Source organism: Aphanothece sacrum FPU1, assembly GCF_003864295.1.
Lineage (GTDB): Bacteria > Cyanobacteriota > Cyanobacteriia > Cyanobacteriales > Microcystaceae > Aphanothece_B > Aphanothece_B sacrum.
The window spans coordinates 231,901-250,460 of sequence record NZ_BDQK01000016.1; the positions used below are offsets into that span (position 1 = coordinate 231,901).

The window sequence follows — 18,560 nt, forward strand, 5'->3', positions numbered from 1 at the left end:
ATTATGTTTTCCTCTCCCTTACAATTACCTAACTTTCGTTGGCTTTGGTTAGGACAAACTCTAATTTTTGCGGCAGTTCAATTCTGGTTTGTCTCATTAGCTTGGTTGGTACTCCAGAAAACAGGTTCAGGTTTAGCTGTTGGTTTGGTCTTAATGTCGGCTGCTATCCCACGAGCTTTATTCATGTTAATAGGAGGAGGTATTAGTGATCGACTACCTCCCAAAAATGTCACTACTATTTCCTCTTTAATTAATGCTATTCTCATAGGATTAGTTACTATTATCTTATTTTTTGATGCTTTTGGGCTTAAATATTTGATCGTCATTGCTATTATTTTTGGACTATCAGAAGCTCTTTTATATCCATCAATTCTGGCACTTTTACCTCAATTAATTAGGAAATCTAAATTAGCACAAGCTAATGCCTGGATACAAGGTAGTGAAGAACTTTCCGAAATTATTGGCCCTGCTACTGCGGGCTTTATTATTGGTGCATTTGGCATAACCTTTGCTTTTGCTATCAATACTCTGACCTTTGCTTTTGGTAGTCTATTTATTTATCTAGTTCGGACTCGCCGTAAATTTGCTATTACTGAGTCACAAACACACTCTTTAAAAGATGAAATTATCGTCGGTTTACGCTATGCTTGGACACAACCTGCTATACGCATCAGTCTGTTACTATTAGCAATGATTAATTTGGCTATGTTAGGCCCTTTAATTATTGGCGTTGCCGATTTAGTATACTTACGTTTTAACGGTAATGCTACAATTTTTGGCTATTTACAGTCAGCCTACGGTATAGGAGCATTAATCGGTGTCTTTTTTGCGGGTCAACTTAATAGTATTAAGACTCCTAAAACTGCTTTAATCTTGCTTACTTATGGTCTAGGAATAGGACTAATATCATTAGGATTTCTGTATAATATTTGGGTAGTATCAGGGGTAATTTCTTTGATGGGAATAGGATGCGGTATGGTCAGTGTATTAGGAATGACTTGGTTGCAAAAAAATACACCCGTTCAAATGCAAGGAAGAATAATGGGTCTAACTATGTTTGCAGCAGTAGCTCTTGACCCTTTTTCTCAAGCTATCTCTGGAATTTTACTTGAGATAAGTCTTACAGGTTTATTCGTGGTAGCAGGGGTCACAATGGTACTTACAGGATTAATTTCATCGATGACTAACTATAAGGAGATAATAAATATGTCTGCGCCTTCCTTTTTGCCAAAATTTCGTTCTTGGCAATGGATTTTAGCGATTGCTGTTGGGGCCACAAGTATCTTGAGTGTTGGTGTTGTTTCTCAATTTCTGCCCCTGAAAGGGAGTAGTTCACCCCTGAAAGAGTCCAAAGCAACAATTCCTCCTATCACCAAAGTTGCTGCTTTAGGACGCTTAGAACCGGAAAATGAGGTCATTCGTCTGGATGTACCTTTACCATTAGAAGGAGATTTGGTCGAACAATTATTAGTTAAAGAAGGGTCAAAAGTATCAGCTAATCAAGTAATAGCTATTTTAGATTCTCGTAGTCGCTTACAATCCTTGGTAACACAAGCTCAAGAACAGTTAAAAATAGCTCAAGCGCGTCTGTCTCAAGTTCAAGCTGGTGCTAAAATTGGAGAGATTAATGCCCAAAAATCAACAGTTGAAAAAGTTAAAGCTGATTTAGATGGGCAAATGAAGGAACAAAAGGCAACTATTGCTAAATTAGAAGCTCAGTTATGGGGAGAAACCGCAACACAAAAAGCAACAATTTCTCGTTTACAAGCAGAATTAGAAAATGCTAAAACTGAGTGTCAGCGTTATCAGATTTTATATCAAGATGGAGTTGTTTCTGTTTCTGATTATGATAGTAAATGTCTCAGACAAACAACTCTTCAAGAAAGTGTCAAAGAATCTCAAGCTAATCTTAACCGTATCATCACTACTTATCAAGAACAAATACAAGAAGCTCAGGCTAATTTAACTCGTACTTTAGCAACAGGAAGCCAACAAATTCAACAAGAAAAGGCTACACTTAACCAAGTTTCTGAAGTTCGTCCAGTTGATATACAAATAGCTCAAGCTGAAGTTGATAATGCTTTTGCTAATTTACAACAAGCAAAAACTAACTTAAATCAAGTCTATATAAAAAGCCCTATTAATGGACAAATTATTAAAATTCATACAAGAGTTGGGGAAAAAATTGGTGATGCTGGTTTAGTAGAATTGGCACAAACCAATGATATGATTGTTGTTGCAGAAATCTATCAAACTGATATTGAGAAGGTAAAATTAGGACAAAAAGCTGTTATTACTAGCCAAGCTTTTTCGGGTCAATTAAAAGGGACTGTCTCTCAAATTGGTTTACAGGTGAGTAAGCAAAATATTTTTAGCACTCAACCTGGAGAAAATCTTGATCGCCGGGTGGTAGAAGTGAAAATACGTCTTAATCCTCAAGATGCTAAAAAAGTAGCTGGTTTAACTAATTTACAAGTCCAAATTAAGCTTGATATTAAAGAATAAAGTATCTAAAATATTCAGACTTATATAAAAATCAACTAATTATTTATGTTCACTAAATTTTTTCGGAAAACTCCTTTAGCATGGCATCAATTAATCAAAGAAAAAATACGTCTAAGTGTTGCCATTGCCGGGATTGCTTTTGCTGATATTCTGATTTTTTTTCAATTAGGAATTTTAGACTCTCTTCTTGATGGATCTGCCAAATCTCATCAGATTTTACAAGGAGATCTGGTATTAGTTAACTCTCAATTTCAAACATTATTCTTAGTCAAAGATTTTCCCAGAGAAAGACTACAGCAAACTCTCGCTTATGATGGAGTAGAATCAGTATCACCCGTCTATATAAAGTTTGCTCAGTGGCGTAATCCTCAAACTCAGCTTAGCCGTAGTATTTTAGTCTGGGGAATTGATCCAATTAATTCACCTTTTTCTTTCCCAGAAATTAAGGATAATCAATCACAATTACAATTATTAGGTAATGTGTTATTTGACCAAGGATCTCGACCTGAATATGGAACAATACCCGACTTATTAAAAGAGCAAGAAAAAGTAGAAATTCAGATTAATGAGAAAACTGTAAATGTGATTGCTTTATTTAATCTAGGAGCTTCTTTTGTTACTGATGGTAACGTAATTATGAGTGATTCTACTTTTTTAAGCCTCTTTCCTAATCAGCAACCTAACGATATTTCTTTGGGATTAATTAAAGTTAAAGTTGGGACAGATATTAAAGCACTTCAAGCACAAATGATTGCTAATTTACCTAAAGATATCAAAGTCGTTACTCCCTCTGAGTTAGCTCAAAATGAAATTGATTATTGGACAACTCAAGGTATTGGTTTTATCTTTGAGTTAGGGGTAATGGTAGGTTTTATTGTGGGTGTTGTAATTGTTTATCAAATTCTTTATTCGGATGTATCAGATCACTTACCAGAATACGCTACTCTCAAAGCAATGGGATACAGTGATGGTTACTTATTAGGTGTCTTAATGCAGTCTGCATTATTATTAGCAATTTTGGGTTATATTCCTGGTTTTGTATTATCTTTAGGTCTTTATCAAGTTGGTTCTGTTGCTACTCAATTACCGATTATGATGAAAGTTAGTCGCGCTCTTATCGTGCTAATTTTAACAATTATTATGTGTGCTATTTCAGGGGTGATCGCTATGAATAAACTTCGCTTAGCTGATCCGGCTGATATTTTTTAGTTTTAAGGATAGTTTAATCTATGCAAAGTCTTTCATTTAACCCAACAAATTCAATAGAACCTGTTATCTCTATTGGTTCTCTTAATCACTATTTTGGTGAAGGAAAACTCCGTAAACAAATCTTATTTGATATTAATCTTAATATTAATCTAGGAGAAATTGTCATTCTTACAGGTCCTTCTGGTTCTGGCAAAACGACTCTACTAACTTTAATGGGTGGGTTACGTTCTGCTCAAGAAGGAAGTCTAAAAATTTTGGGACAGCAAATACGTGGAGCAAATAAAAAACAATTAACTAAACTTCGTAAGCAACTTGGCTATATTTTTCAAGCACATAACTTAATGATGTTTTTAACAGCTAAACAGAATGTTCGTCTATCTTTAGAACTTCATGATCATTTCCTAGAGCAAAATCTTGATGGTAAAGCACAATCTATATTAGAAGCAGTTGGTTTAGGTAATAGAGTCGATTATTATCCAGAAAATTTATCCGGTGGACAAAAACAAAGAGTAGCGATCGCTCGTGCTTTAGCAAGTAACCCTAAAATTATTTTAGCAGATGAACCCACTGCCGCACTTGATAAAAAATCGGGGCGAGATGTAGTAGAATTGATGCAGAATTTGGCCAAAGAACAAGGATGTACTATTCTTCTTGTTACTCATGATAATCGGATTCTTGACATCGCACATCGCATTATTTATATGGAGGATGGCCGCTTAATCCCTAATCCGGTTTAGTTAATGGCGTTGCATCACTGCGGGATGATTTATAATAAAGGGAAAAATTTTATGGCAGCGATCGCCGCTAAAATTAGAAACTTTAAAAATTAGGAAAAAGTCAAATCATCCCGCAGTGATGCAACGCCTAATTTTGAGTATAATTTTTTATTTTTTATTTTTTAGCGATCGCTAAACTCTGTAGTTTAGACTAAATGTGTTGGTATACTTTGACTCTAAAGAAAGCCTAAAAAATAGAGACAATTTGACAATAACAGACTAAAACCAAAGAATCAAAGATCAATTAAGGGTAAGAATAATGAAGATCGCCCACAATATTACAGAACTGATCGGTCGGACTCCCTTAGTTCAATTAAACCGTATTCCTCAGTCAGAAGGCTGTTTAGCTCAGATTGTGGTGAAATTAGAAGGAATGAACCCTGCGGCTTCCGTTAAAGACCGTATCGGGGTAAATATGATTAATGCCGCCGAACGAGAGGGATTAATTATTCCGGGTAAAACTCTTTTAGTAGAACCGACATCAGGGAATACGGGAATTGCTTTAGCTATGGTTGCAGCAGCTAAAGGCTACAAATTGATTTTAACCATGCCTGAAACCATGAGTCAAGAGCGACGGGCCATGTTACGCGCTTATGGAGCGCAATTAGAATTAACCCCTGGCAATGAAGGGATGAGTGGGTGTATTCGACGGGCCCAAGCTTTAGTAGACACCCTACCCAATGCTTATATGCTGCAACAATTTAATAATCCTGCTAACTCAGAAATACACCGTTTAACCACGGCTGAAGAAATTTGGGAAGATACGGACGGACGAGTTGATTTTGTGATTGCTGGAGTCGGAACCGGAGGAACTATTACGGGGATAGCTGAAGTAATTAAGCAACGCAAACCCACCTTTAAAGCGATCGCTGTTGAACCTGCTACTAGTCCGGTTTTATCGGGAGGAAGGCCAGGTCCTCATAAAATACAGGGTCTTGGGGCAGGTTTTATTCCCGAAGTCTTGAAGGTAGAATTAATTGATGAAGTTATTACCGTTACCGATGAAGAAGCCATCAATTATGGGCGACGGTTAGCTCGTGAAGAAGCTATATTATCAGGTATTTCTAGTGGTGCGGCCCTATATGCAGCTATTAAAGTTGCTCAACGGCAGGAAAATCTCGGTAAACTAATTGTGATGATTCAGCCAAGTTTTGGCGAACGCTACTTAAGTACGCCCCTATTCCAAGACTTAGATCCCCCTTTATTGGCCGCACTAACTTAAGGAAAGGTTGGCTGACCTGAGTTAGGTGTTAGGAGTTCGCCAGGTCGGAGTTCTGATCTTTTCAACGATAGAATAGAGGTTGCCAGACTACTGATTTTGACAAGTTGTCCACCAAAATCCTTATGTCTAACTCAGGTGGCTGATGTCCCCGATGTAATCACAAAATACCATGACAGATGCCAACCATTACCAAATCCTCGAAGTTAGCCAAAATGCTACTCAAGTCGAAATTAAACAGGCCTATCGAAGGTTAGTTAAGCAGTTTCATCCTGATACTCAAAGAGAAACCGCGAACCACGAAACAATGATCCGCCTTAATGCTGCTTATGAGGTATTAAGCGACCCTCAACGACGGCAAACTTATGATCGACAGTGTATCCCTAATTATCCATCAGCCCGACGACAACAACGAACATCTGAGGCTCAGTCTCATTATCAACGTCGTCGTCAAGTGGAAAAAAACATAGAAATCTGGGTTAGTGATTGGATTAAAGACATTTATAAGCCGATCAATCCCTTAATTGCTTCTATTCTTAACTCCTTGGAAGAACAAATAGATGAGTTAGCGGCTGATCCCTTTGATGATGAGTTAATGGCAGTCTTTCAGGATTATTTGGGTGATTGTCGCACTTTATTACAACAGGCTAAACAAATTTTTGCTTCACAACCCAATCCTGCACCTATGGCTAAGGTAGCAGCTTCTCTTTATTATTGTCTCAATCAAGTGGGGGATGGAATTGATGAATTAGAGTGGTTTTCTCTTAATTATGATGATCATCATTTACATACGGGTCAGGAATTATTCCGCATTGCTCAAGGATGGTTTCAGGAAGCACAAGAATTCATAGAATTGACGCACATCTAAATTTTATTTTTGACGAGGATTATAACTTTTGTGGCTCAATTATCACAAGAAATAACAAAAATAGTTTTAATAATCTACAGATTGACTAGGATAAGATATCTCAAGCACAAGACATTCCCCATCAGCCATAAATGGTCCATGTACTTCACCAGGGGGACGACTGGCATAGTAGCCCGTCGAAAGCCACTGATTAAAGGCTGAGTCAAAGAGACGACCGGATAGAATCAGAATTTCTTCGGGATAAGTATGACTTTTTGACCCAAATTCTGAAGTATTGGCACCATCAATAAACTTGGTCAGTCTTGTATAATCACCATTTTTTGCATCAATGGATAGGGTTAACTGCCACAACTGGCCATTAGACCCTTCAACTTCTTCCCATTTGTGACTATTGGCTGAATCTAATGGATTCCAATATGTTGCGAATGATTTCATTAATCTTAACCTTGATCTGATTTTTATGATAAATACTTGTTAAACTGTTTTTGTCCCTAACGACGGTTTAAAACTAGAGGTATGTTCCCTTCTAAGCTTAAACAGTGATATGGTCGTTAGTGGGGAACATTCCCTTAAAATTCCTTTTAAAAATATCTATGAATCCCATTAATATTTCTAACTTATCTGAACTAACAACCGATCATTTACCTATCAATGATGATCAACCCCTAATAGATATCCTTGAAGTCAGCAAACCAATGATAGAGGATGAAACCCTTAATATACAAGAGGAACCCGATAATATTATTCCTGTTTGGGTTAAAAATTGGCTTAATCCTTTAATTACACCCTGGGGAATAGGAAGTTTTGCTTTATTATTATTGACTAATCTGATGATTGTGGGGGGGCAACTCTGGCAAGCTAAACAGTTAAATATTGCTCAAAAATCCTCACAGATAAATACTTCCGTTGTTTCGCCCCAAAAACCTACTATTACTTCCAGTCTTAACCTAGCGAGAAGCCATTCTCAGACATTTTTCTTAGATTCCTTAAGTATCTTAACCCCTCAATACTCATCGACGAAAGTTGCTAATTCATCGGTTGGGGTGAATGTCCCCAATACGGTCTATCGGACTCAAACCCCATTGAGTCTCAGTCAAGCTTTATTACCCCCTTCCTTACAACCTCAATTAATTCCGTCTTATTCTATGTCAGAAGTACCAATCTCGATACCAATACCTCCCAAAGTACAAACCCCTAGTAAAATAGCAATGCCCATTGCGCCGCCAACGGTTCCTATTCCCTCTGTTAAACCCATAGGGATAGAACCGCCGCCTCCTCCCCCAAGTGTGTCTAATATCTCCCCCGATGATAAAGTACGTCAATCTATACAACAACAACTTAGACAGGAAGAAGCCAATGGTTCAACAATTCCTTTGGGGTTTAATCAGAAAACTCGCTTAGAAATGCAAAATCAGCAAAATAAAGTGACTCCTGCTTTGCTACCTCGACAAATTAATCGTCTCGAAAAACTCCAAGAACGAGAAGTCCTAGATTCCGTCAACAATGGACGTAGTAATAATTAAAAAAAAAGCTAGTCATACCTTGCCATATATTAAACGTTGAACAATTAACAATTGTTATTGACAACCATCCCATAAAAAGCTGTCCTTGTAGGACGGGCAACCTCAAACCCAAATTTCCGGTAAAGTAGGAATAGGTTATTTATTAAGGGGGATGATAATGGAATGGTTAGAACGAATTAGTAGGGTTGTCCGCGCTCAAATTAATTATTTAGTTCAGGAAAATCAAGATCCTGAAAAGATTCTTGAAGACGCGATCTCTCTAATGGAACAGGAATTGATTACTATGCGACGAGCTTTAGCTGAAGCGATCGCTACTTATAAACAAGGGCAACGACAAGTCAGCCTCAATGAAAGAGCGGGTCAAAAATGGTATGAACGGGCCCAGTTAGCCTTAGATAAGGGTAATGAACCTTTAGCTAGAGAAGCTCTCGTTAATCGTCAATCTTATCAGATCCAAGCTCACGAAATCACAACCCAACTCGAACAACAACGGCAAATTATCGACAAAGTTAAACAAGATTTATATGAACTTGAACGCAAATATAACCAAACGAAAACAAAAAAAAATATTTATTTAGCCAGACTGCGATCTGCTACTGCCTCCCAAAAAATGCAAGAAGTGATGTCTAATCTCAATACAACAGGATCTAATAATATTTTTGAGCAAATAGAAGCCCGAATTTTAGAACTTGAAGCTCACTCAGAATTAATGAATGGTATGAGCAGCGATCCTTTAGAAAAGCAATTTACCGCTTTAGAAGGTAATCACACAGTTGATAATGAATTAGCTAATCTCAAAGCCAAAAAGCTTAAACCAAAGCAATAATTACTATAAATTATGAATTATGAATTATGAATAGGATGTCAGTATATTTTAGCAAAAAAGTACTAAGATGGGCGGCAAAAATGCTGTAAGATGAACTGTAATCAATGGCTAATTTAAATCGCAATTAATATGAAAAGTTTGGATAAAATACTTAATCCTCGTCATTATGCTTGGGCAGTCGTTGCTTTATTATTTTTTGTCGTACTACTCAATTACGTTGATCGCTTAATGATCACTTCCATGCGACAATCAGTCGTTAGTGACATTCAAATGAACGATGCTAATTTTGGGCTATTGACATCAGTATTTTTGTGGTCTTTTTGTCTGGTCAGTCCTTTTGGGGGATATTTGGCAGATCGTTTCAGCCGTCGTTGGGTGATTATTCTCAGTCTATTAGCCTGGTCAATTCTAACTTGGTGTATAGGATATGTTCATTCTCTCGGTGAAATCCTGGTGATGCGGGGATTGATGGGAGTTAGTCAGTCTTTTTATATGCCGGCCGGACTAGCCATGATTGCTGACTATCATCTCGGTCAGACGCGATCGCAAGCGATTGGTTGGCACATGGGAGGACTTTATACAGGGGCAGCTTTAGGAGGAATCGGAGGCTATATGGCTGATTTGTGGGGCTGGCGGCAGGCTTTTATCGTTTTTGGAGCGATTGGAGTAGCTTATGCTTTGTTATTGCTATTTACTCTTAAAGAAGCACCCAAAACCATAAGTGTTGATCCGGTTAAAAATCAGGTTGAAAGGGTTAGCTTAAGACAGGGACTCAAGACTCTTTTGACTAATCGGTCTTTTCTATTTTTGCTACTGTATTTTTGCTTATTTTCTCTGGCTAATTGGGGAATTAACGGCTGGATGCCGACATTTCTTTTAGAACGCTTTCGTTTAAGTCAAGGTGAGTCGGGACTAATGGCAACCCTGTACATTCAAGCGGCTTCTTTTGTTGGGGTACTAGGTGGCGGCCCTTGGTCAGATAGTTGGCGGCGCAGAAATCCTCGTGGACGGCTTTACGTGCCTTTTCTGGGCTTTTGTCTGGCGGGGCCATTTTTGTTTCTAGTGGCTACAACTTTCTCTACTTTTTGGGCGATCGCAGGGATGATTGCCTATGGTATTGGTCGAGGTTTCTCTGATACTAGCACCATGCCCATTCTTTGTCAGATTGTTAACCCGAAATATAGGGCGACGGGTTTCGGTATTCTCAATGGTTGCAGTAGTTTCGTGGGTGGTGTGATGATTTATGTCGGAGGACTACTGCGGGATCAAGGAGTTAATTTAGGACAAGTGTTTCAATTTTCTGCTTTGGGATTGACGATCGCTGGTGTGGTATTGTTAGCAATTCGACCAGAAAAAGATGCTTTAACAATTGATAATTAACCAGAGAAATTAAACAAGTTCTCATTAGAAAGGTAGGGGTCAACGGCCGTTGACCCCTAAAGTTTACTCAAGATTAGCAGGGTTGTAATCTTTTATGTCGATGGTAACGGGGTTAACTTGCCAAATTTCTTGACAATATTCCCGAATGGTACGATCTGAGGAAAATTTACCCATCCTCGCTGCGTTAAGAATTGACATCCTTGTCCATTTATCTTGGTCGCGGTAAGCTTGACTGACTTCATCTTGAGAGTTAACATAAGCTTGATAGTCCACTAACAACATATAGGGATCATGGGATAATAAGGGATCGATAATGGGTTTAAAGAGATCTTGATTACCATAACTGAAGTAACCCGAAGAAATACGATCAATGACTCCCCGCAGTTCTTCATTACGGTCGTAATACTCCTTGGGATAATATCCTTTGGCTTTCATGGTGTATACTTCTTCGGCCGTTAAACCAAATAAGAAGAAATTCTCTGGGCCAGCTTCTTCGCGTATTTCAATATTAGCCCCGTCTAAAGTACCAATAGTCATGGCCCCATTCATGGCAAATTTCATATTACCTGTTCCAGAAGCTTCTTTTCCAGCCGTAGAAATTTGTTCAGACAAATCAGCGGCCGGGTAAATACGTTGACCCAAGGAGACGTTAAAATTAGGCAAGAAAACGACTTTGAGACGACCTCTGACATCAGGATCTTTATTGACCACTTCACCGACCGCATTGATCAATTTAATGATCAATTTGGCAATAAAATAACCAGGTGCCGCTTTACCACCAAAAATAAAGGTACGAGGCAAAATATCAATGTTAGGGTCTTTCTTAATACGGTTATAAAGGGCGATAATGTGTAAAACCGCTAAATGTTGCCGTTTGTATTCGTGAATACGTTTAACTTGTACATCAAACAAGGAATTAGGATCAACTTGGATGTTACAGTTTTTGAGAATATAAGCCGCTAAATTGCTCTTATTTTGCTGTTTAATTTCTCGCCAGCGATCGCGAAAATCCCCGTCTTCAATGAATGCTTCTATCTTACGCATTTCATCCAGGTTTTTTAGCCAACTATCACCGATTTTTTCCGTAATTAAGGACGCTAATTCCCGATTACTTAGTAAAATCCAACGACGCGGTGTAACCCCATTGGTCTTATTATAAAACTTCTCGGGCCAGAGTTTAGCAAACTCTTTGAGGGTGTCTTTTTTCAGGAGTTCGCTATGTAAGGCAGCCACTCCATTAATAGCATGAGAACCCACACAGGCTAAATTAGCCATACGAATCAGTTTTTCTTCTCTTTCCTCAATTAATGAGAGATTAGAGATTAATTGATCATCTTGTGGGAACCAAGTCTTAACATCTTGTAAGAAACGGTAGTTGATCTCATAGATGATTTCTAGATGTCGGGGCAGTAAACTACTAAATAGACTTACAGCCCATCTTTCTAAGGCTTCTGGCATTAGAGTATGGTTGGTATAAGCCAGGGTTTTTTGGGTGATATCCCAGGCTTTGTCCCAATTATAGTGATAGTTGTCTACTAATAAACGCATTAACTCAGCTACGGCAATGGCCGGATGAGTATCATTGAGTTGAATGGCAACTTTTTCGTGGAACTGATCTAAATTGGCATGATTTCGTAAATGAATACGGATTAAATCTTGTAAAGAAGCCGCGACAAAAAAGTATTGTTGTGCTAGGCGTAATTGTCGTCCGGCCGGGGTGTTATCATTGGGATATAAAACTTTGGAGATGGTTTCTGCATCCATTTTCTCCTCAACTGCACGATCGTAATGTCCAGCGTTGAAGGCTTCAAAATTAAAGGCTTCACTGGCTTCTGCTTTCCACAGTCGTAGAGGATTAACTGTATTGGTTTGATAACCAGGAACGGGGGTATCATAGGGAACAGCTAAAATGGTACGAGCAGGAATCCACACAGTTTTGGGTCGGCCATATTCATCATGACTCATTTCTGTGTGTCCCCCTAATTTTACCGTGACGGCCTCGTCGGGACGGGGTAATTCCCAAGGGTTATCAAACCGTAACCAGTTGTCGGGAATTTCTACCTGCCAACCATCTTGAATCATTTGATGGAAGATGCCAAATTCGTAACGAATGCCATAACCAATAGCTGGCATGGCTAAAGAGGCTAGAGAATCCAAAAAACAAGCGGCTAACCGTCCTAAACCTCCATTACCCAGGCCTGGATCTGGTTCTTGTTCGATGATTTCATCAAAATCTAGTCCTAAGTCTTCCACAACCTGACGCATTTTATCATAAAGTCCCAGGTTTAGCAAGTTATTGCCTAAGTGACGGCCCATCAGGAATTCTGCGGAGAAGTAGGAGACAATTTTAACCTGTTCTTTTTTGTAGGTTTCTACTGTCTTTAAGAAACGATGCAACAAGCGATCGCGGACTGTATAAGATAAAGCTAGGTAATAATCGTGTAAGGAGGCTTGAGAACGATCGATTCCTTGTAGATAAAAGAGGTTGTCTAGAAACGCCCGTTTGAGGGTTTCTACACTCATTCCGGTGCGATCATCTTCAGTCTTAATGTTAGGGTTTTCTGTTTGATGGGTCAAGGTACTATCCATAAATTAGTCGTGAATGGGTTAACCAAAATTATTGAGATGATCTAGATTAGCAATTAATCGTTAGCATATACGATCATGTGGGGGTCTTCGCTTTTATTGGTTACGCTTTATTGACAAAGTGATTTTTATCAATATTATATAAGCTTATCTCGTTAAAACATTGTTAAGTTTAAGATACGGTCTTGATTCAATGTTGGTAACAGTTTAGATATAGCTAATTTTGGGTTTTATCTTAACGGATAAGGGGACAATTAAACTTCTCTCTTTATGTTTATTTAATGGTTCTGATGAAATATTAATTAATGTTTAATAGTCGCCGCCATTTGGGGCATTTACAGATTCACGAAACCAGTAAATAATATCATCATCAAGATATAGTGTAATCTGAGTTTTATCCTTAATAACTATACAAATAATAGCCGTCCTTTTGGTTCAGGAATGGTTCGTCCTAATTCTTTTGCCGTTTCAATCCATTCTTGAATAACAATTTCAGCATTTTGTACAGCTTCTTGATAGGTTTCTCCATCTGCCATACATCCTGCTAATTCTGGAACTTCAGCAATAAAAGCTTGATCTTCTTCACTCCAATAGATAATTAATTCATAGCGAATTTTCATCTTTCCCTCCTAATTTATATTTTAAAATTAGATTACGAATTTGTTTGACTTGATAAGTTTTTGCTTTTCCTTGACTACTTAATGTCAAAGAATGCAAGTTTTTTAACAAGAGTTTAACCCCATATATTAATATTTATAGTTCTATTAATACCCTGATTTTAGCTGCTTGTGTATCAACTTTCGGCTTAAGAATAATTTCAATATCTTTATCAAGAGCATTGAGGATAGAAAACAAATCTTCAAGAAAAAATTGACTAAGTTTTCCCTTGATTAATTGAGATGCTTCTAATTTTGATATGCCTAAAGTTTCTGCCGTTTCAGTTTCCGTGAAGTTCCTTTCATTGACAATATCAATAATACGAGATAGAATCTGAGCGCGGACTAAAGTTTGTTTTGCTTCTGGATCACCTAAATCATCGAAAATATTACCATTACTTTTTTCAAAATCGCTCATTATCGGACTAATTCTTCCCGTAAAACACGACGCGGTAAAGCTTCTAATGATTCATCTTTATACTGTATATGTTCCCGTAAAACTTCGTTAATTAATTTTTGATAGTTGCCTCCATTTTTGGCATTTACAACTTCACGAAACCAGTCAATAATATCATCATCAAGGCATAGTGTAATCTGAGTTTTTCCTTGAGGAATAGGATCAATTGCACATTATTTTTGTGGTAATAAAATCGTATTACTATTTCATAGTTTATTCTTCATATTATTCCACTTATTCTTTATTTAACCCTGCCTTAAAAATATTCTCGATTTCTTGATAGTTCATTTGGGAAGGGGGGGGATATTTAAAGAGGTTTTTTTTACGATCTAGTAAGATTTCTAAGGCTTGACTAAAAGCTTCTTCATCGTGGCGATGTTCAGATAAATATTGACGAAGTTCAGTGTTATTCATGTCAGAGAGTTGTTTTTTCATAATTCAAAGTCCCAAATTCCTGCTTGATTGATTGTAATTTCTAGTCCATTATTAATTCCTGCTAAGAGGTAGATTGTTTTTAGTCTTTGGTCATAACGGAATAGGTTGATGGGTTGATAAAGATTTGAGAGTAGTTGACAAATAAAGATTGCGGTATCTTTCTGTTGATCGGTAGGCAATGAATTATTAACTCCTTGTATTAATTTCTATTCTATCTTGTAAGAGTTTAAACATCTATTTTCTCATTCTAGCTTATTATCCTTGTAGGGGCAAATGGCATTTGCCCTCCGATATGATATTCTACCCCCTGGAAAATCCTGCTGAGTTTCGCATTATTGGCGATCGCAAACTTTACGATCGCTTCCTCGGTCAAGAAATCAACGACCTAAGCAACCCCGATAAACCCAGAATTTGGCGACTCCTGCTCAAAAGAGACGGTTATTCCTATATCTTCCCTGCCCTCCCGGAAAACAATCCCAAGTTAACTATTCCCGTGGCGATCGTTTATGAAAGGGATAATGGTGTTCAGTTAACAATTCTTAATTCTTCCCCATCCTGACCTTGATGACGATTCCCCTTTCCGTTGTAAATTTATCCGTAGGGTCTTAATAATATTAAGCTTGATCGATTTGGATGATGGGCGGGTTTATTTAACATATTGGTCACAATCATAGGCTTTTGTCAAAAACCCGCCCCTACAAGTTCTAACTTTTTTAAACTCCTACATTAAAGAAAATAGTTGCACGACGAATCCCTTTTTCACTTCCTTGACTACTTAAAGTCAAAGAATGCAAGTTTTTTAACAATGGTTTAACCCCAAATTCAACCACCCGCGCAATGGGTAATTTTTGAGTTAAAATAGGTTGAGTTTCTGTCCAATTGACATAAAAATAACCATCATTTTCAGGAGATAATCCCTCAATAACGTGCTGAAATTCTTCCGTTTCTAATAACTTAGGTGTGGTATTTGAAATAGCTTGAGAAATTCCTTCTACAGAACTCGAAAAAATGACATAGTTGTCAATTTCTCCATGTACTCCGCTTACTTGCGCTTCTAAACGGGCTAAATTAGTCTTACCTTTGTTAATAGCTGTACTTAACTTTGTCCAAGCAGTAACATCGGTATCTAATAAGGATAAATTCCCTACACTATAACCCTGGTCTTGTGCTAATTCATCAAACTTTTCTAGCACTTCATTAATATTAACTCCAGGAATTTTTTGCGCCACAAAAATCCAATCGGGTTCACCCCCATCAGGATGAGGCACTAAACCTAAACTAAATTCCCCTTGAACCCAAGGAAACACCTCTTTAGACAAATTTAGACCTAAAGGTTCTTGTAGATAGGTTATAGAACGATTTAAGAATTGTTGTAAGGGGCTATCTTTTTCTAATCCTGTCTCAATTTGCTGCCATAATTGATTTAAATCTGTTCCTGCGGCCGTTAAGACGCTACTAGCAGGAATATAAGCTAATGCACCTACAGGGTTAGATAAGGCAGCAGGACGATCATTTGCACCGGATACGCCAATTAAGGCGGTTTGTGCGACTAAACCCTCAGATTTAAGGGAAAATGCCACTGTTAAGGTTTGGGTAATTTCGGGTAATTCAGGAATGGATAAATTGCTTAACCAAGCAGATAAGGCCGGAAAATTAGTATAAACAATGCCAATTCTAGGGTCTATAATGGTATCTAAAGCTTGTTGATAAGCGGTTGAATTTTTTAAATTTAAGTCAGGAACTTGTACATTATTGATCGCTTCTTTTAACACAATTGGATCGTTAGCAAATAACACCATGTTATTAACAAATGCACTCGCTGACAGAGGAGTTTTAGAATTAATTTCACGAGAACGTTGATAAATTAAATTAATGCCTTTGTAAGCTTCAAAAACCAAATCAGAAGTTCCCGCGATCGCGTCTTTAGAATAGGAAGTTTGGAGAAATTCTTTAGCTAACTGTTGATCTTTTGTGGAAACTGCTAATAAATAACCAGCATTAATACCATTATCTCGATTATGATCAAAATCAAGAGAAGTAACAGCTAGAGTAATTTCTTCTCCTAACCAAGGTTGAATTTGAGTGGAATAGTCTAAACCTGTTTTAGCGAGTAAAGTTTCTTCTATCTGACGAATTTCTCGACGCGATCGCCGTCTATTTTGAGGCAAGGCGATCAAACGAGCAAAGCTTTCTAAGCGATCAGGATTGGTTAGTAATGATACCATAACTGGGGCTTGTTTAGGAACAAAAACTGCTGCCACAGGATTTTTTGTTACCCCACCCTCTAACAAATTGAGGGGACTTTGGGCTAAGATCGAATAGAGACTACCACCAGCGAGGGATAGGAAAAGGACAGCAGTTATAGCGAGGGTGATCAAGAAAGGACGAAACTTCACAGTAATTTTTCTGGGGTGATCGACTACCATTATTGATTGTAATCTGCTTTGATAATTAAAACCGTATTAATCGTTTAAGCTGTTAAGTTAGATAACAATATTCTTTTTTTTACCATTATGTCTCCATATCCACCCCTTTCTCAGATTACAGTTGAAGAATTAGCTAAAAAATTAACACAAAGAGATCATGAGTTACAATTGATAGATGTGCGAGAATTTCATGAAGTAGAGATAGCCTATATCCAAGGGTTTGAAATACTTCCCCTAAGTCAAGCAACCCAATGGTCTGAGGAGATTAACACTCGCTTTAACCCTGAGATAGAAACTTTAGTAATCTGTCATCATGGAATGCGATCGGCCCAGATGTGTTATTGGTTACTGAATAAGGGCTTCACTAATGTTAAAAATGTCTTGGGTGGTATTGATGCTTATTCCCTGAAAGTTGATCCGAGTATCCCTCAATACTAATTATCGGCAACTGAGGGCAAGAACTCAAATCTTCTGCTGTATTTTTTAAGAATCTTGGTTCAACCTGTCTATTTTCTCCCAAGAGGCGTTATACTGTCAGGAAAAATTGACTTAAGATTTTGTTTTTTTAATACAATTAGCCAATTTATCTAATGATGACTGTTGCAACCTCTTTAACTAAACGGTATCAAAATATTTTACGAGCAACTATTCAACATTATATTGCCACGGCCGAACCTGTTGGGTCAAGAACCTTGGTAGAAGAATATAATTTTAGTGTTAGTTCAGCGACTATTCGTCAAGCATTAGGAAAATTAGAAAAAGATGGGTTATTATATCAACCTCATACCTCTGCGGGAAGAATTCCTTCTGACTGTGGTTATCGAATTTATGTTGATAGTTTGATGACACCAGATAATAAAATTGGTCAAAAGATAGAACAACGTTTAACTAAGGAATTAAGACGAGAAACCTATAGTTTTGAGAGTTTGTTACAGAGGGCCACTCAAATTTTAGCTAATTTAAGTGGTTATATTGCCCTAATTACTCTGCCTCAAACTTCTACTAATCAATTACGTCATCTGCAATTAGTTGAAGTTTCTTCAACACAAGTTATGTTAGTTATTGTGACTGAAAATTATCAAACTCAGTCAATTTTAATTGATCTTCCTGCTTCTAATTGTCAAAATGAGTCAAACAATGAAGATAATTTAACGGAAGAATTACATATTTTATCTAATTTTTTAAATGCTCAACTAAAAGGCAAATGTATATCAGATTTTGCTACTTTAAATTGGCGAGAAATTGATCAAAATTTTGCTTGTTATAGAGATTTTTTAAAACAATTATTACAACAATTACATTACTCTTTAAAATCATCAATTTCTACTCCGATAATGGTTCATGGTGTGTCAGAAGTCCTCAGACAACCAGAATTTTCTCAATTACAACAGGTGCAAATGTTGTTACATTTATTAGAAGAAGAACAAGATCAATTATTACCGTTAATTTTTGAAACATTTGAACATCAACCATTAAATAGACGGGTTAGTATTAAAATAGGCTCAGAAAATCCTTTAGAATCTATGCGTCCCTGCACTTTAATTTCGGCTATTTATCGACAGGGTGATATTCCCGTAGGAAGTGTAGGAATTATTGGGCCAACACGAATGTTATATGAGAATACTATCTCCTTAGTTGAATCCACTGCCGATTATTTATCAGAAACGTTACGTTAAATTATGAATTATGAATTA

The 18,560-nt window shown here is 37.4% G+C and carries 19 protein-coding genes; 11 read left to right on the forward strand and 8 right to left on the reverse strand.

Annotated elements, in window-relative coordinates:
• Positions 1 to 3: 3 nt before the first annotated feature.
• The 5 genes from AsFPU1_RS23655 to AsFPU1_RS19170 all read left to right on the forward strand — a co-directional run bounded on the left by AsFPU1_RS23655 (position 4) and on the right by AsFPU1_RS19170 (position 6,577).
• Positions 4 to 2,505 carry an MFS transporter gene (locus AsFPU1_RS23655; protein ID WP_124972812.1) on the forward strand — a complete coding sequence of 834 codons (2,502 nt, stop codon included), beginning with the start codon at positions 4 to 6 and terminating at the stop codon, positions 2,503 to 2,505.
• Between the two features lie 45 nt (positions 2,506 to 2,550).
• Positions 2,551 to 3,714, forward strand: a complete 1,164-nt coding sequence (gene devC, locus AsFPU1_RS19155; protein ID WP_124972814.1) for an ABC transporter permease DevC — start codon at positions 2,551 to 2,553, stop codon at positions 3,712 to 3,714.
• Positions 3,715 to 3,734: 20 nt separating this feature from the next.
• Entirely contained in the window at positions 3,735 to 4,451 is a 717-nt protein-coding gene (locus AsFPU1_RS19160; RefSeq protein ID WP_124972816.1) for a DevA family ABC transporter ATP-binding protein, read from the forward strand.
• 298 nt (positions 4,452 to 4,749) lie between these two features.
• Complete coding sequence (gene cysK / locus AsFPU1_RS19165; protein ID WP_124972818.1) at positions 4,750 to 5,712, forward strand: cysteine synthase A; 963 nt, start codon at positions 4,750 to 4,752, stop codon at positions 5,710 to 5,712.
• Between the two features lie 169 nt (positions 5,713 to 5,881).
• Positions 5,882 to 6,577: a J domain-containing protein gene (locus AsFPU1_RS19170; protein WP_124972820.1), complete on the forward strand. Its 696-nt coding sequence runs from the start codon at positions 5,882 to 5,884 to the stop codon at positions 6,575 to 6,577.
• A 66-nt stretch (positions 6,578 to 6,643) separates the two neighbouring features.
• Here the strand turns inward: AsFPU1_RS19170 and AsFPU1_RS19175 are convergent, their stop codons facing one another.
• Positions 6,644 to 7,012: a cupin domain-containing protein gene (locus AsFPU1_RS19175; protein WP_124972822.1), complete on the reverse strand. Its 369-nt coding sequence runs from the start codon at positions 7,010 to 7,012 to the stop codon at positions 6,644 to 6,646.
• 158 nt (positions 7,013 to 7,170) lie between these two features.
• On the opposite strand from AsFPU1_RS19175, the gene AsFPU1_RS19180 reads away from it, so the two are divergent.
• The 3 genes from AsFPU1_RS19180 (at position 7,171) to AsFPU1_RS19190 (ending at position 10,306) form a co-directional block, all read left to right on the forward strand.
• The gene (locus AsFPU1_RS19180) at positions 7,171 to 8,100 is read left to right on the forward strand and encodes a hypothetical protein (protein ID WP_124972824.1); all 930 of its coding nucleotides are present in this window, start codon (positions 7,171 to 7,173) and stop codon (positions 8,098 to 8,100) included.
• A gap of 157 nt (positions 8,101 to 8,257) precedes the next feature.
• Complete coding sequence (locus AsFPU1_RS19185) at positions 8,258 to 8,926, forward strand: PspA/IM30 family protein (RefSeq protein WP_124972826.1); 669 nt, start codon at positions 8,258 to 8,260, stop codon at positions 8,924 to 8,926.
• A gap of 129 nt (positions 8,927 to 9,055) precedes the next feature.
• Entirely contained in the window at positions 9,056 to 10,306 is a 1,251-nt protein-coding gene (locus AsFPU1_RS19190) for an MFS transporter (RefSeq protein WP_124972828.1), read from the forward strand.
• A 63-nt stretch (positions 10,307 to 10,369) separates the two neighbouring features.
• Here AsFPU1_RS19190 and AsFPU1_RS19195 read toward each other — a convergent pair whose 3' ends face one another.
• The 6 genes from AsFPU1_RS19195 to AsFPU1_RS19225 all read right to left on the reverse strand — a co-directional run bounded on the left by AsFPU1_RS19195 (position 10,370) and on the right by AsFPU1_RS19225 (position 14,619).
• Positions 10,370 to 12,895 carry a glycogen/starch/alpha-glucan phosphorylase gene (locus tag AsFPU1_RS19195; RefSeq protein WP_124972830.1) on the reverse strand — a complete coding sequence of 842 codons (2,526 nt, stop codon included), beginning with the start codon at positions 12,893 to 12,895 and terminating at the stop codon, positions 10,370 to 10,372.
• 404 nt (positions 12,896 to 13,299) lie between these two features.
• A complete protein-coding gene (locus tag AsFPU1_RS19200; RefSeq protein WP_124972832.1) occupies positions 13,300 to 13,512 on the reverse strand; it encodes a type II toxin-antitoxin system HicB family antitoxin in 213 nt (70 codons plus the stop codon).
• Positions 13,513 to 13,645: 133 nt separating this feature from the next.
• Positions 13,646 to 13,966: a helix-turn-helix domain-containing protein gene (locus AsFPU1_RS19210; RefSeq protein ID WP_124972834.1), complete on the reverse strand. Its 321-nt coding sequence runs from the start codon at positions 13,964 to 13,966 to the stop codon at positions 13,646 to 13,648.
• Positions 13,966 to 14,172, reverse strand: a complete 207-nt coding sequence (locus AsFPU1_RS19215; RefSeq protein ID WP_124972917.1) for a BrnA antitoxin family protein — start codon at positions 14,170 to 14,172, stop codon at positions 13,966 to 13,968. The genes AsFPU1_RS19210 and AsFPU1_RS19215 overlap by 1 nt, the downstream gene beginning before the upstream one ends.
• A gap of 67 nt (positions 14,173 to 14,239) precedes the next feature.
• The gene (locus tag AsFPU1_RS19220) at positions 14,240 to 14,440 is read right to left on the reverse strand and encodes a DUF6887 family protein (RefSeq protein ID WP_124972836.1); all 201 of its coding nucleotides are present in this window, start codon (positions 14,438 to 14,440) and stop codon (positions 14,240 to 14,242) included.
• A complete protein-coding gene (locus AsFPU1_RS19225; protein WP_124972838.1) occupies positions 14,437 to 14,619 on the reverse strand; it encodes a DUF6888 family protein in 183 nt (60 codons plus the stop codon). The genes AsFPU1_RS19220 and AsFPU1_RS19225 overlap by 4 nt, the downstream gene beginning before the upstream one ends.
• Positions 14,620 to 14,732: 113 nt before the next feature.
• Between AsFPU1_RS19225 and AsFPU1_RS19230 the strand changes: the two genes are divergently transcribed.
• The gene (locus tag AsFPU1_RS19230) at positions 14,733 to 14,999 is read left to right on the forward strand and encodes a hypothetical protein (RefSeq protein WP_227873422.1); all 267 of its coding nucleotides are present in this window, start codon (positions 14,733 to 14,735) and stop codon (positions 14,997 to 14,999) included.
• 154 nt (positions 15,000 to 15,153) lie between these two features.
• On the opposite strand, the gene AsFPU1_RS19235 is transcribed toward AsFPU1_RS19230, so the two are convergent.
• Positions 15,154 to 16,836, reverse strand: a complete 1,683-nt coding sequence (locus tag AsFPU1_RS19235; protein WP_124972919.1) for a DUF3352 domain-containing protein — start codon at positions 16,834 to 16,836, stop codon at positions 15,154 to 15,156.
• Positions 16,837 to 16,953: 117 nt separating this feature from the next.
• Here AsFPU1_RS19235 and AsFPU1_RS19240 point away from each other — a divergent pair, with 117 nt between their 5' ends.
• Both AsFPU1_RS19240 and hrcA read left to right on the forward strand, forming a co-directional pair.
• Positions 16,954 to 17,304 carry a rhodanese-like domain-containing protein gene (locus tag AsFPU1_RS19240; RefSeq protein ID WP_124972840.1) on the forward strand — a complete coding sequence of 117 codons (351 nt, stop codon included), beginning with the start codon at positions 16,954 to 16,956 and terminating at the stop codon, positions 17,302 to 17,304.
• Between the two features lie 155 nt (positions 17,305 to 17,459).
• Positions 17,460 to 18,542 carry a heat-inducible transcriptional repressor HrcA gene (hrcA, locus tag AsFPU1_RS19245; protein WP_124972921.1) on the forward strand — a complete coding sequence of 361 codons (1,083 nt, stop codon included), beginning with the start codon at positions 17,460 to 17,462 and terminating at the stop codon, positions 18,540 to 18,542.
• Positions 18,543 to 18,560 lie beyond the last annotated feature (18 nt).